Raw genomic sequence first — 24,978 nt, forward strand, 5'->3', positions numbered from 1 at the left:
TTTTGCAGGGTGGCCATTTCACCGGTCTCAAAACTCTTCCCAAAGCGCGATTTTCAACCCCGTATCGTTGCGGGCATCGTTGCGTTCAAGGCCCAGCACCCAGGTGGGCCCTTTGTTGCGCGCACGGATCATGACCGAGGGCCTGGCCCTCCAAAATAACGAGTGTCCAGAGGTATAAGCCGTTTCCACCTGTATCAGAGGATTGAGCAATCGATCTGACGAAAGGCCCGCTGTGATATCCAGTTTGCGATAAACCGCGTCATGTGTGCGAATTTCCAGAGCCGTGTCGACCGCAACCCAACCGTTGCCCCAACCGGTTTGAAACCCTTTGCCATAGGACAGGGTCAGTTTGTACATCGCCCAGGCGTCAAGTTGCTTGTGGTGTGCACCGGCCCCGAACTCGGCCGCGAAACGCCCCCATTTGTTGAAATCGGCCACGGGAACCCGGGCAAACAACAGGGCGTGGCCGTAGAAATCCCGGCTTTGTTCGAAATCCACCCCGATTGTGAGGTTCGGCCTGTATCCGAATTCAGCATAAAGCGCCGTTTTGTAATCATAGCTGCCGTCACGGTTTTTGAATGCAGTGACCGAGGCCGCGGTGAACGCTGCGTCCTTCTCACGCAGCCATGCGCCGGGCCAAGCCGGGGCTGCGGCAAGCAGCAATACCAGAAAAGCGAGAATCCGGAACATGCACGCAGTTTCCGCAAGCATGGTTAACGGTTGGTTAGTGTTTTGTTTATTTTCTGGAAACCAATCCAAGGCGACGTGTCGTTTAAGGAAACACAAGACCTTTCCAAATCCTGTGTTAAGCTTGCAAAAGAAAAGGGAGATTCCAGATGCCGAAGATTTCCAAGACCGCGAGCGTCCAGACTGTCATCACCACTTTTGAGATGACACCGGGCACCTGCCACGATCTGTTGGATGCGTTGACCGACGCCTACGCCGAGTTTATCTCGAAACAGCCGGGATTTGTTTCCGCAGGGCTGCATGTGAACGATGCGCAGACGCGGATTGCCAACTATTCCCAATGGAACCGTCGTGAGGATTTTCTGGCAATGTTGCGAACGCCGGAAATGCGCGATCGCAATCGCAAGATCAACGAGATGTGTAAAAGCTTTGAGCCGGTGATGTATGACGTGGCCGAAACTTTTGGCAGTTCCTGACTTGTATCAAAACCTTAATCGATAAAATCAGGTATGGTGGCTGAAGAAAGTAGAGGCTCACCATGTATCACAACATTCTTGTTCCAATTTCATTTGATGCCGATCGGGATATCTCCGGCCCGCTGAAACTGGCCGAGATTTTGGCAACACCAGATGCTCAGGTGACACTGCTGCATGTGGTCGAGCATATTCCGAACTACGCGATTTCCTACATGCCGCCGGAATATCTGACCGCGGCCCGCAAGGCGGTCCAGGGCGAGCTGGATGAGTTGGCGGCCAAGCTGTCCAATGCGACGGGTGTGGTGATCGAAGGGCATTCTGGGCGCACCATTCTGGACTGGGCGGAATCCCACAAGCCTGACCTGATCATCATGGCCTCACACCGGCCTGGCATGCAGGATCTTTTGTTGGGCTCAACCACAAACCACGTGGTCCGTCACGCCGCCTGTGCGGTTCACGTGGTGCGCTGATCAGGCCGCAAATCGTTGGGGGCAAGGCGCCAGGCCTTGCCGAACCCTCCGTTCAGAACGGCGTCTGAAATGGCGAAACGCACAAAGCTGAAATCGGTGAAATCGACATAGAGTTTCGATTTGGGTCGCAAGGTCAGATACCGCGACCGCAAGCTGGCATGTTCGGCGCTTTCACGGGCAACGAACGTGGCTGTGGCATGCAATGTCAATCGGGGATGGGTCAGCGGGTCGCCGGTGTTGCCGGGTTCTCCGATTAGCAACGCGCAGACCGGATTGGCACGCAAGGCGGCTGTATGATCCGCCAATGTCGAAATCAGGGTCATAGGGCTGCCCGCGTCATCCGTGGCCAGGGCGATGCGTGACACCGAAGGCACCCCTAAGTCCGGTCGCAAAGTGGCAAGCGCACCATAGGTTGCGCCCTCGATCAGATCGCGAGTCAAACATCGGGCGGTCTCATCGACCGGGTGAAATGGGCTGGATTGGCTCATGATGTGCGTGGTTCTAGCTGTTTGAAACAAGCATAAGATACCCCCTGTGCCCTCCCTGTGCGAGGGCTTGTTTCCGGGTCAATTGGGGTCTCGGTTTCGCCACAAATCGAGGGTAACAGAGGGACATGCAGTTTAGAAAACCCACCCCTGAAACGGAATCTTCTGCCCCCAAGGTTTCGCGGCGTCAAAAACGGGCAGAGGCGCAGCGGAAACGCGCATTATCCCCGGTTCGAATTTTCCTCATGGTCCTGATGCTGCCGGTGACGATTATGGGTATCGTCGTGGGGGTCTATCTGCGGACGTCTGAGTATAGGCACGAAGAAGCTTTGCTGCACCTGATTGCCCTGGCCGGGTGCGGCGCGATTGAAACCATTGTGCCGGGGCCATTCGTTGAGGGCGGTCCTGGGTATCACCCGCGCAATGACCCCGATGGCGATGGTGTGGCCTGCGGAACGCAAAGGTCGATTTCCGGGCAGAGCGCAGTGCCGCAACCGGCTGAAATGCCCAGATCGCGGACAGTCGGCAACGCCAAATTCCTGCGGCCCTGACCCCAATTCTAACAGAATCCCCGTGACTGTGGTACACTCCGCCGGACGCGCCGTTTTGGCCGTCATTGGGGGATTTCGCCCAGATAGCGAGGAAAATCATGTTTGCACGTATTACTAAGTTCAAGATGAAGCCCGGAATGCGGGATGCGGCCGAGGCAAAGATGAACGAGCTTAAAGATCAGATTATGGGCATGGAAGGCATGCACAGCTTTACCAATGTCATGAATGAGGACGGTACCGGTTTTGTTGTGGCCGTGGTTCAAAGCGAGGAAACCTCGAACGCCAACGCCCCCAAAGTGGCGGCGCTTTGGGGACATTTTGCCGAATTCCTAGAAGGCCCGCCATCACCGGCCGGGTTCGACGTGGTTGTCCATTGGGATAAAGGATAGGTCCGCGTATTCAGGGCCAAATTTCTCAACTCTAGTGCCAGACTTCTTCAGGAGGAATGTTCAATGAACTTTTCGAAATGCGCAGCTATGGCTTTGATCGCAACCCTGTTTTCCGGTGCGGCCATTGCCGACTCATCCAAAGATTTCCTGACGGCGACCAAGGTGTCCCAGATTAAGGATATGGGCGCACAGCAAATGGACGGGGCGTCGATAGAAAAGATCGTCTCGGGGAACACTCTCAAGAGTTCCAACTGGACCTGGACGTTTGAAAAAGATGGAAAACAATCTTCGACGGCAAATGACGGGTCATGGACAGACAAAGGAACCTGGTCGGTGAAAGGCAATGAACTATGCCGGGAATCTGATACCTCTGGTAAGGGCGAACGCTGTTCGAAGGTCTATTTTATGGGCCGCGACCTGAGATTCACTGACGGCAAACGCAACTTACATGATTGGTGGGTCAGCTACTAAACGCATGGAAAGAAAGTAAGCGAGAGGATTGATCTTCTCGCTTGCTTTCAGTTGATCCTGCAAGCCAAGATCGGGCCATGACCCGTGATGAATTCAACAGCTTTTGCGCCAGCCTCAAAGCCACCAGCCATGTGGTGCAATGGGGCAATGCGGATGTGTGGAAGGTGGGCGGCAAGGTCTTTGCGATCTGCGGTTGGAACGACGGGCGTGATGCGTTCACCTTCAAGGCCACCGATCTGGCTTTTGAGGTGCTGGGTGATGAGCCCGGCATCCGCCCAGCGCCTTATCTGGCCTCGCGGGGGATGAAGTGGCTGCAGGTCTATGAGGAACGCGGGATGAGCGATACTTCCCTGCGCGAGCATATCGTGACGTCCTATGATCTGGTTGTGGCCAAGCTGACCAAAAAGGCGCGGGCCGAACTGGGGGTTTAACCCTTCATCGCGTGCAGCAATTCCAGAAGACGTTTCCGGTCGTCATCATCGGCGTAATCGCCAGTTGCCAGACGTTGCGCGATGTTCAGGCGCAGGCGTTCGTGCTGGGTACGCACTTCTTCTCCGGCGGTTTCGGCCAGCGTTTTCATGATCACCGCCACGGCCTGTTGCCGCTTGGTGGTTGGGTTGGCGATATAATCGACAAGGCTCTGCTGACCGGAATCGAGGATGTTTTCCGCCAGATTGCGCAGCTGATCCCCATTGGGCAGCAACGGGGCAGGGGCATCCTCGGGAGGCAGAATTTCCGGCACGCTACGCGGGGTCTCGGCCAATGCATTTGCGCCGTCGACGAAGGCCTCGGTGATCATCCGAGTAATCTTGATCGCGCGCGGATCCTTGAACAGGGCCGAGGCGATGGCCACGCCGTAATCCGTATAGACCCACGGATTGACCCGCCGCCCACCGCGGCCTTGGGGTTTTGAGATCACATTCTGTGATTGCAAATCGGCGACCTCGGCGTCGGTCAGTTGAAAGCGATAGCCCTCGAACAGGTCCTTGTTGCGCGAGACGGCCTGATTGAAGGCGCTGACGGATTTTCCGTAGAACTGCGCCAGATCCTCGGCCAGCACCACACGGGTGCCGCGCACCCGGTGAATGGCGCTTTGGACCTCATACGTGCTGGGCAGGGTGTTTGGGTTTGTCATGGCAACCGTTTGGAATCACAATTTGTGATTTCAAACGTGGCGGAGTGCGCGCTGGGCTGCAAGGGTGGAGTGTTGGGGAGTTGGCATCAGTGAAATGCAGTTATCACTGTCAAAAATTAAGTCTACACAAGACAAAAGAAGTCAAAGCCTACCAAATAAGGCGCATTCCTCGAAATATGATCTGCAGAAGGACTACCAGACCCGCTGCAACAGAAATATAAAAGAACATACTCATAAAGAATCTCGCGATTGATCGGGATTCGGAAAGCGTAAAGTAAAGATTGTTGAAAGTCTTTGTCGCAATTAAATTCTTATCTTCTGATAATTCCTTAACTTGATATCTGGTGCAAAATTGCCCAGAAGGCATTTTCTGAAAGCGATCCGCGATCGTACTTCCAACTAAATCCTCCGTAACCATCTGACACAAAAACTATCGAGGATCTCTTGAGATTTGGAAATTCTCAACGGGATGCGTCTCCGTAAATTAATTTTTTTGAGGTGTAATTCGCATTTTCTTTCAGTATTTCCTCTGCTTCTTTGGCTTCGTCTTCGCTTGGAAAAGCCAACTTGTTGCCTGAAGAATCCCTAATTTTAAAGAACCCATAAGTGCTTTTCTTAAGGGTATTCCCAGTCGTCAATTCACTAACTCGCGGCATGTCTTTTATGAACGTTTCGCGAAAGGCTCTCGCAATATCGGTTCGTGTAGTGCACTCGGGTGGTGAATCAAATTTTGCTGGGTGTTGAAGGACAAACTTTGGGCAAAATATCTGGAAGAGAAAATAACTGAACAAGTAGGACAATGCAGCCAAATAGGACAATTGAATGTTGAACGGTGCTTTGAATTCTCCCCCGAGTGTTATTTTCAACTCACTTGTCGACAATGTGACGGGGGCAATCGATTCAATAATTGCAATTGTTGGAATGGCTGCCACCCAAATTTTTACCGGTGTAAGAGCTTGAGCCGTGAACCACCCTTGCAGCGGTGCCATTCAGGTGGATAAACGTACGAGCGCCAATTTGGCGCATTCTTTGGTTTTGCAGATCTCGGCCAGTGTCTTCAAAGAGACTCTTTCACTATCTTTCCTTCTCTTCACATTCCCACCCCTTTGCCCCGGCCTGCCAGCCGTTGACCGACCGCGCGACTTCACGGCGTCTTCCGAGGCTTTCTCGACCGCCCATTGACGCGCCATGGGGTCGTCGGCGATGGCGAGGTCGACCGCTTCCAGACGTTTGATCTCATCCCGGATATTGGCGGCCTCTTCGAATTCCAGGTTCTCGGCGGCCTTGCGCATCTGCTCGCGCAGCCCGTCCAAGTGGGCTTCCAAATTCGCTCCGTGCATCGGTTTGTCAATGGTGGCGGTGACGCGGTTCATGTCGACGTCGCCTTCGTAGAGACCGGCCAGAACGTCCTCGACGTTCTTCTTCACCGTCTCAGGCGTGATGCCGTGTTCCTCGTTGTAAGCGAGTTGCTTGGCGCGGCGGCGGTTGGTCTCGTTCAGGGCGCGTTCCATGGAACCGGTGACCTTGTCGGCATACATGATCACCCGGCCATCGGCGTTCCGCGCGGCGCGGCCGATGGTTTGAACCAGAGAGGTCTCGGACCGCAAGAAACCCTCTTTATCCGCGTCCAGAATGGCGACCAGCCCGCATTCGGGGATGTCGAGGCCTTCACGCAGCAGGTTGATGCCGATCAGCACGTCGAACGCCCCCAGCCGCAGGTCACGCAGAATCTCGATACGTTCCAGCGTGTCGATGTCCGAGTGCATGTAGCGGACCTTGATGCCCTGTTCATGCAGGTATTCGGTCAGATCCTCGGCCATGCGTTTGGTCAGGGTCGTGACCAGCGTGCGGTAGCCATCGGCGGCCACCTTGCGCACCTCGTCCAGCAGGTCGTCCACCTGCATGGATACAGGGCGGATTTCGACCTCAGGGTCTAGCAGGCCGGTGGGGCGGATCACCTGTTCGGTGAAGACGCCGCCGGTCTGTTCAATCTCCCATTTTGCCGGGGTGGCCGAGACAAAGACGGATTGGGGGCGCATGGCGTCCCATTCCTCGAACTTCAGGGGGCGGTTGTCCATGCAGGAGGGCAGCCGGAACCCATGTTCAGCCAGCGTGAACTTGCGCCGATAGTCGCCCCGGTACATACCGCCGATCTGCGGAACGCTGACGTGGGATTCGTCGGCAAAGACGATCGCGTTGTCGGGGATGAACTCGAACAGGGTCGGGGGCGGCTCGCCCGGTGCGCGGCCTGTGAGATAGCGCGAGTAGTTCTCGATCCCATTGCAGACGCCGGTGGCCTCAAGCATTTCCAGATCGAAATTGGTGCGCTGTTCCAGTCGTTGCGCTTCCAGCAATTTGCCCTCGCCCACCAGTTGATCCAGACGGATGCGGAGTTCTTTTTTGATCCCAATGATGGCCTGCTGCATCGTTGGTTTCGGCGTCACGTAGTGTGAGTTCGCATAAACGCGCACCTGCTCCATTGTGGCCGCGCGTTCGCCGGTCAGCGGGTCGAACTCGGTGATGGTTTCCAGTTCCTCGCCGAAGAACGAGAATTTCCAGGCGCGATCCTCAAGGTGGGCGGGCCAGATTTCCAAGGAATCGCCGCGTACCCGGAAAGACCCGCGCTGAAACGCTTGATCGTTGCGGCGGTATTGCTGGGCGACCAGATCGGCCATCACCTGCCGTTGGTCGTATTCGTTGCCGACCTTCAGATCCTGCGTCATCGCCCCATAGGTTTCGACCGAACCGATACCATAGATGCATGACACCGAGGCCACGATGATCACATCGTCCCGCTCTAACAGTGCCCGCGTGGCCGAGTGGCGCATCCGGTCGATCTGTTCGTTGATCTGAGACTCTTTTTCAATATAGGTGTCCGACCGCGCCACGTAGGCCTCGGGCTGGTAGTAGTCATAGTAGGACACGAAATACTCGACCGAGTTCTCGGGGAAGAAGCCTTTGAATTCGCCATACAACTGCGCTGCCAGCGTCTTATTGGGTGCAAGGATGATAGCCGGGCGCTGGGTCTCCTCGATCACCTTGGCCATGGTAAAGGTCTTGCCCGTCCCCGTCGCGCCCAGCAGAACCTGATCGCGTTCACCGTCCATCACGCCCCCGGCCAGCTCCTTGATGGCCGTTGGTTGGTCACCCGCTGGTGCGAACTCGGTATGCATAACGAATTCCTTGCCGCCTTCCAGCTTCAGCCGAGCGCGGACATCCTCGGCATTCATCTGGGTCTTGTCGGAATGAGCATAGGCCATAGGGGAAGATTCCTTTCGCGCCTGATTTTGATCTGTTTTTGTTCTTGTTCAAGGGGGCATTTCCAATTGCCGAAATTGCGACAATTGCGGACTTGTCCGCGCCGCCTGCCTGACGCATAAACATCCCTAGCCAAGTGAGTACGGAGAGGCGACATGCGCGCACGGATTTACCAGCCCGCAAGAAATGCAATGACTTCGGGAATGGCCAAGACCCGCAAGTGGGTTTTGGAATACGCCCCCGCGTCATCGCGCGAGGTTGATCCGCTGATGGGCTGGACCTCGTCCAATGACACGCAGACCCAGGTGCGCCTGAAGTTCGACACCAAGGAAGAGGCGTTGGATTACGCCAAGGACAACGGGATTGATGCGCAGGTCAGCGAACCGCATAAGCGCAAGCCCAACGTGCGCGCAGGTGGGTATGGTGAAAACTTCGCCCCGAGTCGTCGGGCACCCTGGACCCATTGACCAAAACCCTTGGAATGATCGACATCCGCGAAGTGGATCCCGGAGCGCAGGACATGCGCCCGATCATTCAAGCGCATTTGGCCCATAGCTGGGATGCCACGCCCCAGACCTCGAACCACACCCTGGACGTCGATGCATTGCGAGAGCCCGGCATTCGATTCTGGGCATTGTATGAAGCGGGTAAACCGCTGGGATGCGGAGCGCTTAAAGCCTTGCCCGATGGCACCTCTGAGGTAAAATCAGTGCATGTCGTGACCGCCGCACGTGGCCGTGGTCTGGCGCGAGTGATCATGACCTACCTGGCTGACCTTGCCCGTTCAGAAGGTGTGACGGCCCTGGTGCTGGAAACTGGGGCGGAACATCTGACGGAATATGATGCCGCGCGCAAACTTTATGAGGCGCTGGGATATACCTATTGCGGACCGATATTTGGATATGAAGTCGACCCGAACAGCGCCTTCATGCGCTTGGGTCTTGAACCCCGCCCGTAAAAACCGCAAGAAGGGCGCAGCGGTCCCTTAGCTCAACTGGATAGAGCAGCTGACTTCTAATCAGCAGGTTGAGGGTTCGAGTCCTTCAGGGATCGCCATTTCGCCAAATCAACGAAATACCAAAGAAAGAAATCTTGATCACGTCCGTTGTCGCTGTACCAAGGCCGGTCGCAATTGTTGGAGATTACTTGGATTTCAGTGGGAAGGTGCTTCGCCATGATTTCGACCCGTGTTGCACTAGCGGGCAACGATACGTTCAAGTTCCGAGCGGTCAACTTTAGATGCGTGGCGTTTGTCCATGGGGATTTTGTGAACTGAAATCACATTGGGCACGCCAAATTCAGACGCGAATTTACGCCAATCCTGAAGGTGATCACGCCGCCCTTCGACACATAGCGTCGGTCTGGTCCCAGTGTTGATCAACGCACAGCGCGCAACACCCGGCCATTGTCTTGCCGCGACTTCAATCGCAAAGGGAAAGAGCAGGCCCGATTTCACTTCTATTTCAGACCCCACCCGACCCCACAACCACAAGCGTCCCTCTTCATCCAACGTGCCGGCGTCTCCGGTGCGATGCCAGATGACGGCGCCTTCTATGATTTTATTTTCGCCCGAATGTGCGGGATCAAGATAGCCGTCATTCACGTGCGCCCCGGCGACCTGTATCTCGTTGTCGCAGATGCGGAGTATGATTTCAGGAACCGGATACCCCACAAGTAGACCTTTCCCTTCGGCCATCTGTCGGTGATCGTTTTCCGAGATATCTGTGGCATCAAGGTGGGCAATCGGCTCAGCCTCGGTCGATCCATAAACACAAACCACTGAAAGCTCGTTTCTGGTTTGCAGCGTGTCGACAAGGTCCGGAAAAACCGGACCGCCACCCGTGAAGACCGTGTTCAACTGTCCGGTATTTTGGGTTTGGGTCAGTTTTTCGCAAATTGAGGGTGGAATGAGGGCGCGGGTGACCTGCTGCTTTTGAATCCAGTCCGCCAAGTGGGTGGGCGCAAGGCGGTCAAGCTTGCTCAGCCGCCAGTTTGGCATAACTGTGGTGCGCCCTGCGGCCAGGTTGATCAGGGTGAACACCGGAAAGGCCACCAAATCCCTTTCGGCCTTGTCGCTTTCTAGAAGGGGCGCAATGGCGTCGTGTTGCGCCATTAAAAACGCATGCGTGCGCGGGATGGCCTTGGGCTGGCATGTCGTTCCAGAGGTAAATGAGATTAAGGCTGTGTCATCCGCCCGAATCTGATGATTGGGCGGCGAGCCAGGGCTTTCATTGGGTGTCAAAAGACGCAGCCTCCAAAGCTCTGGAATTAGAAACTTGAGCAAAGAGTACACGCCAGCTGCGCAGAACGCCTTGGGCGAAGTGGCCCGCGCAGCGTGGCGCAAACCGGCCAGTCCCATTGCCGGTTCCGGCAGCACAACGGTTGCACCCAACGACCACAGGGCCGCCAGGCTTGCATATAGGTCCGCGTCGACGGGCATTGCCAGCAATACGCGGTCGCCTGGCCTGATACCTTTTGCGTGCCATCGGCCTGCCAGTTTCTGCATGCGAGAGTGCAGTTGCTGAAAACTGATCTGACGGCCTTTTCCGTCCACTATGGCGGTTCTGTTCGGAAACCGTTCAACCGCAGCAGCAAAATGTGCTATCAAATCAGCCATTCAGCTTACGTCCAAGCAGAGAGTATCGCCGGAATATAGTCGCCCCTTCTGCCGCACTGCGATCAGCGGACTTATTGTCGTCGTGGATCAGGGCATGGATGGCGGTTTTGCACCCCATCTCTGCAGCCGCTTTGTGAAACGTGTGGGCCAGATGCCGCCCTGCGCCCGGTTCCAGGCTTGCATAGGTTTTGAGGATCGCGGAACTGGGGGTGGGCCCTTCGGCATAGTTGGGAATGCCGAACAGAAAACCCGCCAAATTGTCATCGTGGCGACGCGCAAACAGGATCAGTTCACGCTTCATCATCGGCACGACAGGCAGGTACATGGCCAGGAACTCGGACTCGGAAATCGGTTTGTAAAACGCGTTTTCCGAAAACGCCTGTGCAGACAGCGCGAACACTTGGCGAAACAAGCCCTCAGGATCATTTCCATCCCACGCTTCCACCTCAAAACCATCGTTTTCAGGCGGTGCCACTGTGTCGGTATCTTCCAACTCTACACGGGCCGAGAAATACCGGCTGATTTCGCAAAAACCCGCGGACCGGAAGACTTCGGGTTCATGCGCTTTGTTGGTCGGCTCCATCAGGAACGGAGAGGAACCGTCGCTGTAGGAGACGAACCGGTAACTGTGCCAGGTGTCCCCCGACATCGGCCCAATGACCCGGTCGGTGCCTGCGTTTCTGACCAGTTCTATACCCGTATCCAGAATTTCGGCACCGGCTTCGGGTGATTTGCATGAAAAGTCACCGAATGTTGCCGCTTGTACGCCCTCCCAATTGGGGCCGTTCAGGTAAACGGTCAGCTTCGCATCAGCGGTTTTGATTGTCTCTTTGGTCATGACGCGACTCCGGCAAAAAAACCTGCACCGATCGATCCCGCCACGGAGTACGCGTAATAGATCAACGGAAGGGCAAGGGCCAATACTGTTAACCTCAGCACCCGATCTTTTTCAAACCACTGCGGTCTGATCCACGGTACGGCCGTCATGCAGATTAAGGAAAGCAGCGCCAGAATTGTCAGCGGTTCGGCCCAGCGTGCAGGTTCCGGGTTCAGCGCAGTAGCAAAGTGTCTGACTAAGAATAATGTTGTGGCCACCACAAGGATCGCAAGGATTTTGCCTCGCAGCGCCAGAACGCTGAACCCCATGGCCAGCCCCATCGCACTGAGGCCATAAAACGATACGGCATTCCACCCGGTCGCATTGCCAAGCGCCAGCCATCCGAAACTGAACAACCCCAGAGACGCTACGACATCCAGATCCGGGTATTTGCTGTCACAGGGGGTCGATACCCGTGCCCAAAGATGCGTCGCTAGTACCAAAATAGGCAGGACCGCATTTTGAAGTGCAGTGACTGCCAGCAAGAGGAAAACGGTGATGACGTAAACCCGTGTGGCATGTTTGGTAAGACCCAGCCTTGCGCCCAGGATGCTGAAACCGCCGAGCGAGGCCAGAAAAACCAAGGCTATGGTCGCCAGCTCAATCAAGGAACTGTCGAAGTGTACGCTCAGAAAAATCAGGAGACCAAGTGGGAGGAACAGGTTGTCAAAACCCCGCCAGCTTTGGGCCTCGACCAGGGTTCCAAAAGCAGCAACCATAACGCAGAGCATAAGGATGTTCGCTGGTGGCAAGGCGGCCATGAACAGAAAACAGACGATCGCGATCAGCATCGTAACCACGAAAAAAACCACCGATCCCTCGACGCTTTTCTCACCATCCTCGACAATGAATCGCCGCGTTCCATACGCGGTTCCGGCCAGCGCGGCGGCGGCGTCTGCCAAGGTCAGAACCGCAATCGGCAAGATGTAGAACAACAGGTTATCCCCGGCCAGCAAGAAGCATAGCCCCACCGACAACGCGAGCAGGAAGTCACCATAGGATGTTCGCTCCACCCCATGCAGGGTCGCGCCAAGACCTTTCGAAAAACGAGGAAGACGCAAGACAAGCATCACAAGCATTGTGGCGGCGATCAGCATGTAAACCGGCCAGCGGTCGGAAAAGATCCAGGGCAGCAGCAACGCAAAGAGCCCCGTGCTTACATGCATCAGTTTCCGCTGCACTTCGGCGTTCAGCCCTGCAGCTTTGGCCAGGTGGCGGATGACCATCATCACGCCGAGCAATGCCAACACCGACCCTGCCGCCAGCAATATCTGCATGAGAACGGTCAAGGCCGGACCTCTTCGACCACGAAATCCGAATAGAAGAAGGCCAGATCGCGGGCCTTCTGCTGTGTTTCGATTTCGGTCAGGGTTTCAATCCTGTCCCGGTAATCCGCTGGTACACGGCGCGGCGCCATCATGTTCCAATAGACCAATCGTGCATTTGGCTCTGCCGCACTCAGGATCGCCCCATAGACCTGCTTGAACGTTTCAGGGGACATGTATTCGAAAATGTCGGACAGGTTGAACCCGCTGGCCTTTTCGCCCGTCGAGACGAAAGCCTCGAGCGAACCAAGGCGAATATCCAGGCGATCCAATCGGGACCGGACAGTTTCATAATGTTCCGGACGCCACGCCATCGGCAATGCGTCACCATGGGTGCCCTTTAGAATCCAGTGCAGATAGGGGTTTTGCGATGGATCGGTCGCGACCCCGGCATGGCGCAGTCGGCGAGCAACATGTTGGGCCGGGCTTCCATCCACGTGGTCGAAAAACGCGCTGTCCCGCCCCATCCGCCCCATCACGAATCGCGAGAAAAAAGTGTTCAGCAACAACCGCCATCGGAATGTGTTGAACCGCGTGTCGAAAAAAACCTCGCGTGCGTCGGGGGTTCGGGGGGTGAACACGTCGTCGACGGTGCGGCGCGAATGGACCAGCGGTAACAGCCAGGTTCGAAAGATGCGAAAATACCGCTCGAACTTACCGACGCCGCCGATGCCGTGTCTGTCTACTTCGGACGCAAGGGTCTGCCAGACGGCGTCTGTTTCCGCATCGGTTTCGTCCAACACCCGGTTCAGCAAAGCAAGCCGCCGCTTGCTTGGGCGCGAGCCTGTCAACTCAATGAACTCTGAATGCGTCAGCACCTTATACGCCGCGATCCTGAGCTTGAGGCAGGCGATCTGAGCCGGGGACAAATCCAGCACCACAACACGCGCGGGATCGAGTGTCAGCATGGCCAGCGCATTGTCTCCGGCCGAACATATCGACACCAGTGTCCGCCCCGTGCAATCACCCAATGCGGCGGTCAGGACGTCCGCATCCTCCCACAGTTGGGCGTACCGGATATGGTCGAAATCCGCCTTGTCTTCGATTTCACTGCTACGCATCGCACCGCTCCACTGCGCCGCTTGCCCCGTCGACAGACAGTACTTCTCCGTCTTTGATCCATTGTGTGGCCCCTTTTAGGCCAACAACGCAGGGGATACCCAATTCGCGCGCCACAATGGCCGAGTGGGACAACAAGCTGCCACGTTCGACAACGATGGCAGAGGCGTTCGAGAAAACGGCGATCCAGCCTGGATCGGTGTGGCGGGCGACCAGTACTTCGCCGGGGTTCAGCGCCTCGGTCCGAGGATCGCGGATCACCCGCGCACGTGCTTTGACCTGACCCGCGGAACAGCCCGTTCCGTGCTTTGTCCGTGTGGCATCTGCTTCGGCCTCAATCGAATCAGACCAAACAGGCGCGATGGCAGGACCTTGGATTTCAATCCGTTCGGGCGGATCGGGGCGTTGGGATGAGGCCGCATCTTCGGCCTTGCGTCGTGCAACGATGCCTTTCAGGTCAGGCGACAGGCTGAACCCCTCGACCGCGCCAAGAACTTCATGCGTTGTCAGAAAGAACACATCTTTTGGTGTTTCAAGCAAGTCGCGCGCGGCAAATTCCCGACCGATCCCCAAAAACACACGGCGCGCATAGCCAAAGATGCGGGTGCGTTCAAAGCGCAGGTTTTCGCGGTCTCGCACGCGCGCCTTGGTCCAACCCAAAATCCATTTCGCAACATGTCGCTTGATCGGGCTCGCTGGGAACAGTTCCTTCCAATTCGGTTCACGGCCTTCCTGACGCCCGCCGGGAGGATGATCGGCGCTGGCGGCAATCGCCAGCAACAGGCTTGTCGGGTCGTCTTGCAGAGGGATGCTTTCCAGCTTTAGCTCTTCGGTGCATCGGTCTCCGAATTTTTCCAGATAGGATTCAACTTCAGCCTCGATCTGTGGGTGCGCCGACAAAGCGGACAGCCGCGCGTCAGCTTTCAACTGCTCCGTGATACCGGCGGTGCGCACCATATGGCCGATCCGGGCAATGCGCTGTGCAGGTTCGGCTGACACGATGTCACCCTGGCCAATCATCAGGTCATTATGCAGTGTCAGACCGTCTTCACCAAGCCACCTTTGCAGCAGGTTGCGGGACCCGCCAAATGCAATCATGCACAGAAAATCATTGATCAATGGGGCATCCCACCGATCCAGCAGGGTGCTTTCGATGCGGCGGTATTCGGCTGCAAGCTGGGTCGCATTAGACGCATCTACGTCCAGCCCCGCCTGCAATACCCCGTTCAGCCTGTCATAAAAGTTTCGCCGCGTTCGTGGCAGGCAGATGGCCTGCCAGATCAGCCCGGCCGCGACCTTGCCCAGCTTTGCGTATTCCACAATCCTGCGCCAACCAACCGAGGGGGGTGGGGCAAGGGCATCCGTGACCTCTCGCGGCATGGGTTCCGACACGCCCATCATCGTTTCCATATAGTCGCGGTTCAGCGAAAACCCCGGCAACAGGGCCAAGGCCCGATACCAGTTGATCAGGTTGTAATAGACACGCCCATCCACGCGCCCGAGCAAATTGTCGAACACCGTTGGATTCTGGTCGACCGTACGCTTGGAGACGCCCAACAACCTGACAAACGCGCGGTAGACCTGAGCATACACGTGCAGAGCAAAGGAATAGGTCAGCGGGCTAACGATACCGGGATAGCTTTCGACAATGTTCGAGTTGTCGAAAATCGTCAGCGTTGTGTCGGCCAAGGCCGCGGGGCGCAATGGCGTTGTGATTGGTCGGGCCTGCAGAATATGAAGCCCCTGTGCATCAATGGCCCATTCAATATCCTGGGGCGATCCGAAAAGCTCTTCGGCTTTGCGCGCGAGGGCGGCAATGGACTGCGCGTCACTCACCGTTAAATACTCAGGCTTATCCGGTGCGCTTTCAGGTGCGTCATCCGCGCCTATGATCCAATCTTCCCCGTCCGTCTCACCAGAAACCAACTGCTCAGCCAGACCATCAATTGCCGAAATTACGACCACACCGCGACGACCGCTAACCGGGTCGGCGGAAAATGCGACACCTGCAGATTTTGGATTAATCATGCGCTGTACGATGATCGCGGGTCCTTCGGCCTCGCCCCCGGATTTGACCGCGCGGTATGTCTCGACCGTCTCAGAGAAGCCGGAATGCCAGACCTTTTTGGCCGCTTTCAAAACAGAGCCGCCCGAAACGTTCAGAACCGTTTCATATTGTCCTGCATGGCTGTGTTCCACACCATCTTCGGCCTTACCAGAGCTACGAACCGCGTAAGGCCCGGTTCCGAGTGTTTTCAGCGCGGCAGTCAAAGCCGATTGCAGACCGTTTTGAGCAATGGGACCGGATTTCCCCATACGGAATGCATCGCTGGTAATGACAAAAAATGCGGGCGGGGCAAAACCATGCTGCGTAAGATGCGATAAAGCAGCTGCCTTGCCCCCTACAACGGAAACATCGTTTGCATCCGATTGGGCGACGATGAAGTTCATGTAAGCGCTCCGATCAGGTACGGAAGGAAACCAGCTGTGGCGTAGCAGAAAAACACCCATAGGCCGGCGATTGTGTCCATCCGGTCTTGGGCTTTCACTGTCGGCGCCTGAACATAGCTTTTTGCGGCCAGACAACAGGGGATCAGGGCCAACCCGCCGATCAAGGCGCTTATCCAACCAACGCCGGTTGCGGCACCTGTGCCCACAAGCAGCGCATAGGATATCAAAACGCAACCCACCCAGATGCGCCCTGCCTGAGGCGGGCCCCATAACCCGGAATAGGTGTCGACGCCGGTGATCTCATTTTCGGGTGCCCACAATTTGCGGCCAATCTCAAGCACACACCCGTTCACGAAGGACAGCGCCAGAAACAACCACAGGAAGGGTGCCGCCTGACCTTTTGGCAGCCATTCGATGCCGGTCAGCAGCAAATCGATCAGAGGCATGATTGCCATATGGCTTAGCAGGTACAGGACCGGTCGTGCCTTCAACCAGGCGGGCGCGCCAAATTCGACGGTCATTGCCCCAAGCCAGATCCAGACTAAACCCAATAGCCACAAGACCGGCGGGTACCACAGCCAGACGGCGGCAACAGACAAAGGCACGGTCAACAGGCCCCAGCCCATTACTTCGCGCTTGGATACCAGACCACGTGGAATTGGCCTGTCGGGCCGGTATCGTCGGTCATCCTCGGCGTCTTTGAATTCGTCACAGACCCGCATCTGGAAAAACAGCGCCATGGCAAGGATAAAACCGGCGGCAAATGCAGGCCATTCCGGCAGGGGGCGATCCGCCAGACGGGCGGACACACATATACTGGCCGCAGAAAACACGAGCAGCAGGGGCACGGTTTTCTTCAGCGGAAATCGCTCAGTCTGATAAATCCAGAAGCGGCTTTGAAAGCTCATCTTTGGCGGGCCAGACTTTCATGAGCGCGGGTAAAATGCCCTGCCGCGATTGCCGCGACGATGGATATTTCCCCACACAGGCAGGTTGCCGCGGCCACCTCAGCCAACGCTGTGCCACACCCGTTGCCCTTAAGGCCGAGTATATTCAGGGCCGCAGTCTGGCTTGGCAACCCGGTGCCGCCCCCTACTGATCCAACCAAAATGTTTGGCAACGTCACCGAACAGAATAGATCATCACCCCTTGGCTCCATTCTTGTGACGCCCATCGCACTTTCGGCCACGCAAGCCGCGTCCTGGCCGGTTGCTATGTAAAACGCGGCCAGCCCGTTGGCATAATGCGCCTGTGCGCCAAACTGACCCGACAGATGCGCACCCAGATTGGCGACACGCCCATAGGCCAACATCGCCTCGACCGTTGTGCCCAGCGTCTTTTCGACAATTTCAGCAGGAAGTGTGACCGAGGCGCTAACCTTTCGTCCGCGCCCTGTCACCAGCCCAAGCGCCGAAGCTTTCTTGTCACCTGAGAAATTCCCTTCGACATACCAGTTCTCGAACTCGACCGGACAGTTATCTGCAATTTCATGGCACATCGCGTCGGTGGCAATGGTCACCATGTTCTGTCCGGCTGCATCGCCGGTGGTGTATCGGCAGATCAGGAACACGACGTTGGTGTCTATGAACGGCTCCAGCGAAACTAGCTTGCCGTGGCCGGTGGTCGCCTCGGCCGCGGATTTGAGCATTTCGACATTTGAAACCACCCAATCCACGAATTGCCCGGCCTTTAGCAGGCTTTCAAACACAAAAGCCGGAGTGCGCAGCACCCCTTCGTACAATACAGCCGTGCTGATACCACCAGACCGGGTGGCGGCATAGGCACCCCGGGCATATGAGGCGACCAACGCCGCCTCGGTTGTGGCGAGGGGAACGTGGAAATCCCCGTTTGCGTTCATTCCGTTCAAACGCAACGGCCCAATAATTCCAACAGGAAGCTTAACCGTCCCAATGAAATTTTCGATATTGGCACTGTAAATTTCTGCAGCGTCAAGCGTTGCAGGGTCCGCAATCTGCGCCTGATCTTCATCACCTGCGGTTGGTTTCAGCTTTTCCCAAAACCGCACAACCATTTCAGGGGTTGTCTTGCGCGATGGTCGCAAGGTGGCAAATTCGGCGTCGTTTGACGCCATCTGCTGCGGTATCTGATCGGCATCAAATCGAGCCTTGATGCGATGAAGCATCTCACGAACGTGAAACGGAATTATCAAAAGTACGCTCCGGTATCTGTCCCGCAAAAACTATTGCAGATGCAAATCAATGTGTCTGCACGTTACCAAAAGGTCCGACGATATCCAGCCATATCTCCTTGAATCGAAAGGACCCCAACCGTGCGGCAGTGGATATGTTTGATTGCACTATGCGTGCTTACATGTGCATCGCCGCGTCGGGCGCGGGCCGAAAATCGACGCAACCGTGTCGCAAATTTCTATAGGATGTGCGCTTTGACCGACGGTGCGGTTCCCTAAAACTTGGTTTCTTCCGCGGATCATCACGGTTCTGGATTATTCCAACGGAGGAGACCTAAATGTCTGCGAATGAAGAACACATAAGACAGCCAAGTCTGGGGCTGGCGCTTGTCCCAATTGTGCTGACCCTTTTCGTACTTGGCCTGCAGCTTTTCTATTTTGGTGACTTTACCCCGCATATTCCGCTGGCCTTCGGGATCGCGATTACTGGGATCGTCGGTCTTATGCTTGGGCACAAATGGCCTAGCATCGAAGAGGGCGTATTCCACGTCATCAATATTTCACTACCGTCTGTTTCGATTCTGATCACGGTTGGCATGATCATTGGTGTGTGGATCGCAAGCGGCACGGTTCCAACACTGATCTATTATGGTCTGAAGATACTGTCGCCCGAGCTGTTTCTGGCCGCGGGCATGGTGTTGTGTTCCATCGTCTCTGTCTCGCTGGGCACCTCCTGGGGAACGACGGGCACTGTCGGGCTGGCCCTGATGGGCATTGGCGCCGGATTTGGTATTCCGATGTATTGGACGGCTGGTGCGGTCGTCTCAGGTGCTTTCTTCGGCGACAAGATCTCACCTTTGTCGGACACTACGAACCTGGCACCCGCCGTGACAGGCACCAATCTGTTTGACCATATCCGTAACATGTTACCCACCACGGTTCCGTCCATGTTGATTGCGCTGGTGATCTACTTTGTTGTCGGTTTTACGTTGATCGACACATCGCAAGTGTCGTTTGACCGCATCCATGCCATCACAACCGCACTGGATGAGGCATTCTGGATTTCCCCGATCATGTTGTTCCCGGCTGTTTTGGTCATCGTTCTGGCGGTTATGAAACAGCCTCCGATCCCGTCGCTGTTTGCAGGGGCCGTCGTTGGTGGCATCATGGCCATCTTTTGCCAGGGTGCGGGTCTGCACGAAACGTTCACCTTCGCCAACAGCGGGTATTCCATTGATACCGGCGTTCCCGAAATCGACCCGCTGCTGAACCGTGGCGGTATTCAGTCGATGATGTGGACGATCTCGCTGGTGCTGCTTGCCTTGGGGTTTGGCGGCGCGTTGGAGCGCGTTGGCTGCCTTCAGGTGATCATCAATGTGGTCATCTCGAAGGTGAAGACCTTCGCGGGCATTCAGACCTCGGCCATTTTGACTTCGGTGGCGACAAACACCGTTGCGGGTGACCCTTATCTTTCCATCGCCCTGCCGGGCCGCATGTATGCGCCTGTCTATCGGGCCATGGGGTATTCACCGTTGAACCTGTCACGCGCTGTCGAAGAAGGCGGTACCTTGGTCTCGCCCCTGATCCCCTGGAACGCCGGAGGCGCCTTTGTGATCACCGCACTTGGTCTTGGGATCGCAGAGGGGAATTTTGAAAACCTGCTATACATTCCCCTTGCGTTTGCTTGCTGGCTGTCACCTGTCATCGGTATCTTTTATGCTATGACTGGGCTTTTCTCGCCCAAAGCCAGTGACGAGGAAATCCACGCTTGGGAAGCCAGCGGCGAGCCTGTTGCTGAGTGGCACGCCTGATCGACCTGCACCAACACCTTCGGGTGTTGGTGCGTTTCACCCATCTCGTTTGGTATTGGGAGGAAATAGAATGAGCCCCAAGAACTTCATCCCAAAAGGGGCGGCCAGTTTTCGCATAGATCATGACGGGCCAGCCAAAGAGATCTATTTCCTGCTTCTGCCGAAACTAACCATGCTGGCCTTTAGCGCAGCTGTCGAGCCGTTGAGGATCGCCAATCAGGTCACGAACAGAGAGCTCTACAAATGGTATCTGATCACCGAAGATGGAAACCCGGTTCAATGCTCAAACGGAATTGAAATCACCCCGGACACTGCACTGCAAAACCTACCGCGCCTATCAAGGATGTTCGTCTGCTCTGGCATAGAACCGGCAGACAGCACCAATCCCAAGGTACTGTCGTGGATCAGTCGCCAGAAGGCCTTTGGCTGCAAGATTGGTGGTATTTGCACCGGTGCATTTGCACTTGCCAAAGCCGGAGCGCTAACCGGAAAGCGGTTCACCTTACACTGGGAAAACCACCCCGCCTTTATCGAACATTTTGAAGGGCTGGAACCTTCTGCAAACCTGTATGAAATCGACAATGAGCTTATGACATGCGGCGGCGGCAATGCCGCGACCGATATGATGCTGGATATGATCGAGTCTGATTTCGGAAAGGATTTGGCCGTCATCGTTTCCGACATGTGCATCCATTTTCGGTCGAACAACCGCAAAACTCTCCAGAAATCAGCCTTTTCGGTGGCTTTGGGTAGCCGCAACCAGTACCTGATCAACGCCATGCAGATCATGCATGAGAACCTGGAGGATCCGTTGGATATCTCGGAAATAGCAGAGGCTGTTCAGATATCACGCCGCCAGTTGGAGCGCTTGTTCCAGAAATATGTCGAAGTTTCACCTGTGCAGTTTTACATCGAATTGCGAGTTGCGCGCGCTTATGCACTGCTCAGCGAAACCGAATTGCCCGTTACCGAAATCGCTGCGGCCACGGGGTTTGGCAGTGCGACCCAGCTTACGGTGCGTTTCAAAAAGCGTTATGGCGAGGCGCCAACGTCCTTCAGACGAGGATGGTCGGAAAAGCGCGAATAATATCCGCCAGTTTCAGTCGATCCAGCCGGTCAAGTTTGTCCCTTGACCCTGGGCTGCGAACGCTCTAGGCCCTGTCGTCTTTGCTCAGACATCTCGGAGACATGCGCCATGGCCCCCAGCAGCCCGTGGATTGGCATTGATTTTGGCACGTCGAACTCGGCGGTGGCATATGTGGACGCGGGTGCACCCCGTTTGGTGCGGTTCGACGCCGCCGCCACGACCCTTCCCACAACCTTTTTCTTTGATTTCGAAACCCGCGAAACCCTGATCGGCGAGCCTGCTAATCAGGCATTGCTTGAAGGGTTGGAGGGGCGATTTATGCGCGCCCTCAAACGCGTGCTGGGCACCACGTTGATGCATGAAAAGCGCCAGATCCTGAACCAGAGGGTGACTTTCGTCGAGATAATCGGATCTTTCTTGCGCAGGCTTCGAGAGCGGGCCGAGGCCGAGCGTGGCGTGTCTTGCACCCGCGTGGTCTCGGGACGGCCCGTGGTATTTCATGGCTCGGGCGATCCGCGCGAGGCGCAGGCCGAGGCTGATTTGCACGCGTGTTATGAGACCGCCGGATTTACCGACATCCGGTTCTGCCCTGAGCCCGCCGCGGCTGCCATTGCGAACGGTGCGGCCGGGCCAGATGACACGGTTGGATTGGTTGTGGATATCGGTGGCGGAACGTCAGATTTTTCGGTTTTCCGCACTAGGTCCGCAGAGGTCGAGATTCTGGCCAACCACGGGGTACGAATTGGCGGTACGGATTTTGATCGTACAATAAGCATCAATCAGGTCATGCCCCTGTTGGGTAAAGGGTCGATGGTTCGAGATGTTTTTGGCAAAGGCGTGTCGCAGACGCCCAACGCGATCTTCAATGACCTTGCGACCTGGGAAATGGTCCCTTTTCTGTACACGGCCCAGAACCGCCGCATGGTGGGCGATATGCTGAAGCTGGCCGAGTCCCCCAAGCGGTTAGCGCGGCTTGCAACAGTGCTTGAACACGAATTGGGTCACGAACTGGCCTTTGCGGTGGAGCGCGGAAAAATAGCCGTGAATTCAGGGGCGAATGATCCGGCCATCACGCTGAACATGCTTGAGACGGGGTTGACCGCGCAACTCAGTGATGAGTTGGTGGCCGAAAGCCTTGCCGCTCATGCCGCGCAGTTGGACACGGGGGCACGCGAAGTTCTGCGCCAGGCTGATTTGACTGCACAGCAGATCGACCGCGTCGTCTATGTCGGGGGGTCTAGCCTGATGGGCGTCGTGCCCGAAACGATGCGTGGCGTTTTCCCTTCGGCCGAGCATTCCTTTGCCTCTGTCTTTACCGCCGTGGCCGAGGGGCTGGCCCTGGTGGCAGCGCAAGAGCGCGTGTAGGGCAAAGATCGCACCACTTGAAATGGACGGCGGTTTACTGGGCCCCGCTCACGTGGGGCGGAGCCCTTTAAGCCTCATCGTATCAAGTAAGTTGAAAAATATCTTGCAACCGGTTGCAAAGAAAATCATGGTATCCTCGAAATAAAGAATCGGGAGGCCTGCATGCTCAGAATCGGATTGCTTGGTGCCGGACGCATTGGGCGCGTACATGCACAGGCCATCGCTGCGCATTCGCAAAGCCAGCTGTGCGCTGTTTCTGACGCGATTTCCGATGCGGCTGAAAGCCTTGCCACTGAACAGGGGGCAACCGCGCGCGACTCGATGGAGATCATCGCAGACCCGTCGATTGATGCCGTCCTGATCGCGACGCCGACTGACACCCATTCTGACTTAATTGAGGCCGCTACACGGGCGGGTAAGGCGGTTCTGTGTGAAAAACCTGTCGATCTCAGCCTTGAACGGGCACTTGCCTGCCAAGCAGTTGCGGCGGAAACCGGCCAACCGGTGATGGTTGGGTTCAATCGCCGGTTCGATCCCAGCTTTTCGGCTCTGAAATCCGCAGCCGATCAGGGTGAAATTGGCGCGCCCGAGTTGTTGTCGATTACGTCTTTCGATCCGGCCCCTCCGCCCGTCAGCTATATCAAGGTCTCGGGCGGTCTGTTCCGGGACATGATGATCCATGATTTCGACATGGCGAACTATCTGATGGGGCAGTTGCCGGAGCAGATTTCGGCCTTCGGCACCTCGATTGTCGATCCCGAAATAGGACGGGCGGGCGACGTGGATACAGCTGTTGTAACAATGACTTATGCAAGCGGTCAGATTGCGGTGATCAAGAATTCGCGGCGTGCTGTCTACGGTTATGACCAGCGGATCGAAATGCTTGGGTCGGGCGGGCTGTTGCAGGCCCATAACATTCTGGAAAACGCGGTAGTCAAGTCAACAGCCGACGGCATCACTGGGGCGAAACCGACCTATTTTTTCCTGGAACGCTATATGCCTGCCTACCGCGCAGAATGGGATGCGTTTGTGCAGGCGGTGCAGTCCGGTTCGTCAATGCCAGTGACGCTGGAAGACGGGGTTGCTGCCCTGGCCATGGCCGAAGCTGCGAACCGTTCGGCCCAATCAGGGCAGCCTGTTGCAATGGCCGATGTTTTGAAACCGGTTGCAAAATGAGCGGATATCCGGAAACTGGGGAAAGCTCCGCCAGATTCCCGGAGCGGAGGAGATTCGGCCGGTCCGAATAACTGGGGCTGCTGCCCCGGCAATAAAGACAAACTGTTTTTATGGGAGGAAACCAAATGAATAAGTTCGTAAAAAGCGCACTGGCTGCCAGCGCGCTGGCGCTGGTCACCGCAACCGGCGTCGCGGCAGAGGGTGAGAAATACATTCTGGTCAGCCACGCCCCTGACAGCGACAGCTGGTGGAACACAATCAAAAATGGCATTGCCCTGGCGGGCGAACAGATGGGTGTCGAGGTTGAATACCGCAATCCGCCCACAGGTGACCTGGCTGACATGGCACGGATCATCGACCAGGCAGCGGCGTCTGGCCCCAATGGCATCATTACCACGCTGGCCGACCCGGACATTCTGGAAGGTCCAATCAAGGCAGCGGTGGATTCCGGCATCGACGTGATCATCATGAACACCGGCACGCCCGAAAAGGCGCGTGAAGTTGGCGCTTTGATGTATGTGGGGCAGCCTGAATATGATGCGGGTCTGGCTGCCGGTCAGCGGGCCAAGGCGGACGGGATCGGGTCCTTCTTGTGTGTGAACCACTATATCGTTCAACCCTCAAGCCAAGAGCGGTGCCAAGGTTTTGCCGATGGTCTGGGTGTGGAACTGGGCGAGCAGATGATCGACGCCGGTCAGGACCCCGCTGAAATCAAGAACCGGGTTCTGGCCTATCTTTCCGCAAACCCTGAAACCGACGCTGTTCTGACGCTTGGTCCGACATCGGCGGACCCGACCATTCTGGCGCTGCAGGAAAATGGAATGGCCGGTGACATTTATTTCGGCACGTTCGATCTGGGCGGTGAAATCGTCAAAGGCATCAAGGACGGCACCATCCAGTGGGGTATCGACCAGCAGCCCTTCCTGCAGGCCTATCTGCCGGTTGTGGTTCTGGCCAATTACCACCGCTATGGCGTCCTCCCGGGCAACAACATCAACTCTGGTCCGGGCTTCGTTACGGCGGACGGCCTGACAAAAATCGAAGAGTTCGCGGGCGAATACCGCTGATTTAACAATGCGGTGGGCGCAAGAGGACTGCGCCCGCCGCTCACTCCAACACTCGGAAACCCGCGCGAGGGA

At 56.3% G+C, this 24,978-nt stretch carries 25 protein-coding genes and 1 tRNA gene; 14 read left to right on the top strand and 12 right to left on the bottom strand.

Going from position 1 to position 24,978, the window contains the following annotated elements; translation table 11 throughout:
• Positions 1-27: 27 nt before the first annotated feature.
• Positions 28-690, bottom strand: coding sequence for a hypothetical protein (locus tag ACR3EP_RS17245; RefSeq protein ID WP_480638772.1), 663 nt, complete (start codon positions 688-690; stop codon positions 28-30).
• 146 nt (positions 691-836) lie between these two features.
• On the opposite strand from ACR3EP_RS17245, the gene ACR3EP_RS17250 reads away from it, so the two are divergent.
• Complete coding sequence (locus tag ACR3EP_RS17250) at positions 837-1,163, top strand: antibiotic biosynthesis monooxygenase family protein (protein ID WP_170350533.1); 327 nt, start codon at positions 837-839, stop codon at positions 1,161-1,163.
• 62 nt (positions 1,164-1,225) lie between these two features.
• Positions 1,226-1,633 carry a universal stress protein gene (locus ACR3EP_RS17255; RefSeq protein ID WP_170350532.1) on the top strand — a complete coding sequence of 136 codons (408 nt, stop codon included), beginning with the start codon at positions 1,226-1,228 and terminating at the stop codon, positions 1,631-1,633.
• Here ACR3EP_RS17255 and ACR3EP_RS17260 read toward each other — a convergent pair.
• On the bottom strand, positions 1,618-2,121 hold the full coding sequence (locus tag ACR3EP_RS17260) for a HugZ family pyridoxamine 5'-phosphate oxidase (protein ID WP_170350531.1): 504 nt from the start codon (positions 2,119-2,121) through the stop codon (positions 1,618-1,620). The genes ACR3EP_RS17255 and ACR3EP_RS17260 overlap by 16 nt on opposite strands.
• A 242-nt stretch (positions 2,122-2,363) precedes the next feature.
• On the opposite strand from ACR3EP_RS17260, the gene ACR3EP_RS17265 reads away from it, so the two are divergent.
• From ACR3EP_RS17265 to ACR3EP_RS17280, 4 genes are all read left to right on the top strand, one after another.
• Positions 2,364-2,669 carry an excalibur calcium-binding domain-containing protein gene (locus ACR3EP_RS17265; RefSeq protein ID WP_254438779.1) on the top strand — a complete coding sequence of 102 codons (306 nt, stop codon included), beginning with the start codon at positions 2,364-2,366 and terminating at the stop codon, positions 2,667-2,669.
• Positions 2,670-2,767: 98 nt separating this feature from the next.
• Positions 2,768-3,058, top strand: coding sequence for an antibiotic biosynthesis monooxygenase family protein (locus tag ACR3EP_RS17270; protein WP_480638773.1), 291 nt, complete (start codon positions 2,768-2,770; stop codon positions 3,056-3,058).
• Positions 3,059-3,121: 63 nt separating this feature from the next.
• Entirely contained in the window at positions 3,122-3,529 is a 408-nt protein-coding gene (locus ACR3EP_RS17275; protein WP_480567532.1) for a hypothetical protein, read from the top strand.
• Positions 3,530-3,606: 77 nt separating this feature from the next.
• Positions 3,607-3,960: an MmcQ/YjbR family DNA-binding protein gene (locus tag ACR3EP_RS17280; protein WP_170350525.1), complete on the top strand. Its 354-nt coding sequence runs from the start codon at positions 3,607-3,609 to the stop codon at positions 3,958-3,960.
• Here ACR3EP_RS17280 and ACR3EP_RS17285 read toward each other — a convergent pair.
• From ACR3EP_RS17285 to uvrB, 3 genes are all read right to left on the bottom strand, one after another.
• Entirely contained in the window at positions 3,957-4,664 is a 708-nt protein-coding gene (locus ACR3EP_RS17285; RefSeq protein WP_480638774.1) for an ORF6N domain-containing protein, read from the bottom strand. The two genes, ACR3EP_RS17280 and ACR3EP_RS17285, sit on opposite strands and share 4 nt — an antisense overlap.
• Positions 4,665-5,125: 461 nt before the next feature.
• Positions 5,126-5,653 carry a hypothetical protein gene (locus tag ACR3EP_RS17290; protein ID WP_480638775.1) on the bottom strand — a complete coding sequence of 176 codons (528 nt, stop codon included), beginning with the start codon at positions 5,651-5,653 and terminating at the stop codon, positions 5,126-5,128.
• Positions 5,654-7,924, bottom strand: coding sequence for an excinuclease ABC subunit UvrB (uvrB, locus tag ACR3EP_RS17295; RefSeq protein ID WP_480638776.1), 2,271 nt, complete (start codon positions 7,922-7,924; stop codon positions 5,654-5,656).
• 153 nt (positions 7,925-8,077) lie between these two features.
• Here uvrB and ACR3EP_RS17300 point away from each other — a divergent pair, with 153 nt between their 5' ends.
• The 3 genes from ACR3EP_RS17300 to ACR3EP_RS17310 all read left to right on the top strand — a co-directional run bounded on the left by ACR3EP_RS17300 (position 8,078) and on the right by ACR3EP_RS17310 (position 8,978).
• Complete coding sequence (locus tag ACR3EP_RS17300) at positions 8,078-8,389, top strand: ETC complex I subunit (protein ID WP_170350520.1); 312 nt, start codon at positions 8,078-8,080, stop codon at positions 8,387-8,389.
• Positions 8,386-8,880, top strand: coding sequence for a GNAT family N-acetyltransferase (locus ACR3EP_RS17305; protein ID WP_480638777.1), 495 nt, complete (start codon positions 8,386-8,388; stop codon positions 8,878-8,880). The genes ACR3EP_RS17300 and ACR3EP_RS17305 overlap by 4 nt, the downstream gene beginning before the upstream one ends.
• A gap of 21 nt (positions 8,881-8,901) precedes the next feature.
• Positions 8,902-8,978, top strand: a tRNA-Arg gene (locus ACR3EP_RS17310).
• Between the two features lie 139 nt (positions 8,979-9,117).
• Here ACR3EP_RS17310 and ACR3EP_RS17315 read toward each other — a convergent pair.
• The 7 genes from ACR3EP_RS17315 to ACR3EP_RS17345 are packed head-to-tail and all read right to left on the bottom strand — an operon-like array spanning position 9,118 to position 18,394.
• Positions 9,118-10,539, bottom strand: a complete 1,422-nt coding sequence (locus tag ACR3EP_RS17315; protein WP_480638778.1) for an AMP-binding protein — start codon at positions 10,537-10,539, stop codon at positions 9,118-9,120.
• Positions 10,532-11,377 (bottom strand): hypothetical protein, encoded by an 846-nt coding sequence (locus ACR3EP_RS17320; protein ID WP_480638779.1) that lies wholly within the window; start codon positions 11,375-11,377, stop codon positions 10,532-10,534. The genes ACR3EP_RS17315 and ACR3EP_RS17320 overlap by 8 nt, the downstream gene beginning before the upstream one ends.
• Positions 11,374-12,705 (bottom strand): hypothetical protein, encoded by a 1,332-nt coding sequence (locus tag ACR3EP_RS17325; protein ID WP_480638780.1) that lies wholly within the window; start codon positions 12,703-12,705, stop codon positions 11,374-11,376. Before ACR3EP_RS17325 ends, ACR3EP_RS17320 begins: the two co-directional genes overlap by 4 nt.
• Positions 12,702-13,802, bottom strand: a complete 1,101-nt coding sequence (locus ACR3EP_RS17330; RefSeq protein WP_480638781.1) for a BtaA family protein — start codon at positions 13,800-13,802, stop codon at positions 12,702-12,704. Before ACR3EP_RS17330 ends, ACR3EP_RS17325 begins: the two co-directional genes overlap by 4 nt.
• Positions 13,795-16,251 carry a PEP/pyruvate-binding domain-containing protein gene (locus ACR3EP_RS17335; protein WP_480638782.1) on the bottom strand — a complete coding sequence of 819 codons (2,457 nt, stop codon included), beginning with the start codon at positions 16,249-16,251 and terminating at the stop codon, positions 13,795-13,797. Before ACR3EP_RS17335 ends, ACR3EP_RS17330 begins: the two co-directional genes overlap by 8 nt.
• Entirely contained in the window at positions 16,248-17,099 is an 852-nt protein-coding gene (locus ACR3EP_RS17340; RefSeq protein ID WP_480638784.1) for a UbiA family prenyltransferase, read from the bottom strand. Before ACR3EP_RS17340 ends, ACR3EP_RS17335 begins: the two co-directional genes overlap by 4 nt.
• 56 nt (positions 17,100-17,155) lie before the next feature.
• Positions 17,156-18,394, bottom strand: a complete 1,239-nt coding sequence (locus ACR3EP_RS17345) for a hydroxymethylglutaryl-CoA reductase (RefSeq protein ID WP_254441175.1) — start codon at positions 18,392-18,394, stop codon at positions 17,156-17,158.
• A gap of 344 nt (positions 18,395-18,738) precedes the next feature.
• Between ACR3EP_RS17345 and nhaC the strand changes: the two genes are divergently transcribed.
• From nhaC to ACR3EP_RS17370, 5 genes are all read left to right on the top strand, one after another.
• The gene (gene nhaC / locus ACR3EP_RS17350; RefSeq protein ID WP_480638785.1) at positions 18,739-20,211 is read left to right on the top strand and encodes a Na+/H+ antiporter NhaC; all 1,473 of its coding nucleotides are present in this window, start codon (positions 18,739-18,741) and stop codon (positions 20,209-20,211) included.
• A gap of 70 nt (positions 20,212-20,281) precedes the next feature.
• Positions 20,282-21,298: a GlxA family transcriptional regulator gene (locus ACR3EP_RS17355; protein WP_480638786.1), complete on the top strand. Its 1,017-nt coding sequence runs from the start codon at positions 20,282-20,284 to the stop codon at positions 21,296-21,298.
• 108 nt (positions 21,299-21,406) lie between these two features.
• Positions 21,407-22,663, top strand: a complete 1,257-nt coding sequence (locus ACR3EP_RS17360; RefSeq protein WP_480638787.1) for an Hsp70 family protein — start codon at positions 21,407-21,409, stop codon at positions 22,661-22,663.
• A gap of 162 nt (positions 22,664-22,825) precedes the next feature.
• Positions 22,826-23,839: an inositol 2-dehydrogenase gene (gene iolG, locus ACR3EP_RS17365; protein WP_480638788.1), complete on the top strand. Its 1,014-nt coding sequence runs from the start codon at positions 22,826-22,828 to the stop codon at positions 23,837-23,839.
• A gap of 125 nt (positions 23,840-23,964) precedes the next feature.
• Entirely contained in the window at positions 23,965-24,906 is a 942-nt protein-coding gene (locus tag ACR3EP_RS17370) for a sugar ABC transporter substrate-binding protein (RefSeq protein WP_170350497.1), read from the top strand.
• Positions 24,907-24,978: the final 72 nt, after the last annotated feature.

The organism is Ruegeria sp. BB10, assembly GCF_056535725.1.

What these genes read in the sequence shown, in the direction of transcription:
- ACR3EP_RS17320 (WP_480638779.1), bottom strand. Translation starts at nt 11,377, where the DNA reads ATGACCAAAGAGACAATCAAAACCGCTGATGCGAAGCTGACCGTTTAC.
- ACR3EP_RS17360 (WP_480638787.1), top strand. Translation starts at nt 21,407, where the DNA reads ATGGCCCCCAGCAGCCCGTGGATTGGCATTGATTTTGGCACGTCGAAC.
- ACR3EP_RS17285 (WP_480638774.1), bottom strand. Translation starts at nt 4,664, where the DNA reads ATGACAAACCCAAACACCCTGCCCAGCACGTATGAGGTCCAAAGCGCC.
- ACR3EP_RS17260 (WP_170350531.1), bottom strand. Translation starts at nt 2,121, where the DNA reads ATGAGCCAATCCAGCCCATTTCACCCGGTCGATGAGACCGCCCGATGT.
- ACR3EP_RS17300 (WP_170350520.1), top strand. Translation starts at nt 8,078, where the DNA reads ATGCGCGCACGGATTTACCAGCCCGCAAGAAATGCAATGACTTCGGGA.
- ACR3EP_RS17290 (WP_480638775.1), bottom strand. Translation starts at nt 5,653, where the DNA reads ATGGCACCGCTGCAAGGGTGGTTCACGGCTCAAGCTCTTACACCGGTA.
- iolG (WP_480638788.1), top strand. Translation starts at nt 22,826, where the DNA reads ATGCTCAGAATCGGATTGCTTGGTGCCGGACGCATTGGGCGCGTACAT.
- ACR3EP_RS17270 (WP_480638773.1), top strand. Translation starts at nt 2,768, where the DNA reads ATGTTTGCACGTATTACTAAGTTCAAGATGAAGCCCGGAATGCGGGAT.
- ACR3EP_RS17315 (WP_480638778.1), bottom strand. Translation starts at nt 10,539, where the DNA reads ATGGCTGATTTGATAGCACATTTTGCTGCTGCGGTTGAACGGTTTCCG.
- ACR3EP_RS17345 (WP_254441175.1), bottom strand. Translation starts at nt 18,394, where the DNA reads ATGCTTCATCGCATCAAGGCTCGATTTGATGCCGATCAGATACCGCAG.
- ACR3EP_RS17370 (WP_170350497.1), top strand. Translation starts at nt 23,965, where the DNA reads ATGAATAAGTTCGTAAAAAGCGCACTGGCTGCCAGCGCGCTGGCGCTG.
- ACR3EP_RS17255 (WP_170350532.1), top strand. Translation starts at nt 1,226, where the DNA reads ATGTATCACAACATTCTTGTTCCAATTTCATTTGATGCCGATCGGGAT.
- uvrB (WP_480638776.1), bottom strand. Translation starts at nt 7,924, where the DNA reads ATGGCCTATGCTCATTCCGACAAGACCCAGATGAATGCCGAGGATGTC.
- nhaC (WP_480638785.1), top strand. Translation starts at nt 18,739, where the DNA reads ATGTCTGCGAATGAAGAACACATAAGACAGCCAAGTCTGGGGCTGGCG.
- ACR3EP_RS17335 (WP_480638782.1), bottom strand. Translation starts at nt 16,251, where the DNA reads ATGAACTTCATCGTCGCCCAATCGGATGCAAACGATGTTTCCGTTGTA.
- ACR3EP_RS17275 (WP_480567532.1), top strand. Translation starts at nt 3,122, where the DNA reads ATGAACTTTTCGAAATGCGCAGCTATGGCTTTGATCGCAACCCTGTTT.
- ACR3EP_RS17250 (WP_170350533.1), top strand. Translation starts at nt 837, where the DNA reads ATGCCGAAGATTTCCAAGACCGCGAGCGTCCAGACTGTCATCACCACT.
- ACR3EP_RS17265 (WP_254438779.1), top strand. Translation starts at nt 2,364, where the DNA reads ATGGTCCTGATGCTGCCGGTGACGATTATGGGTATCGTCGTGGGGGTC.
- ACR3EP_RS17245 (WP_480638772.1), bottom strand. Translation starts at nt 690, where the DNA reads ATGTTCCGGATTCTCGCTTTTCTGGTATTGCTGCTTGCCGCAGCCCCG.
- ACR3EP_RS17355 (WP_480638786.1), top strand. Translation starts at nt 20,282, where the DNA reads ATGAGCCCCAAGAACTTCATCCCAAAAGGGGCGGCCAGTTTTCGCATA.
- ACR3EP_RS17330 (WP_480638781.1), bottom strand. Translation starts at nt 13,802, where the DNA reads ATGCGTAGCAGTGAAATCGAAGACAAGGCGGATTTCGACCATATCCGG.
- ACR3EP_RS17280 (WP_170350525.1), top strand. Translation starts at nt 3,607, where the DNA reads ATGACCCGTGATGAATTCAACAGCTTTTGCGCCAGCCTCAAAGCCACC.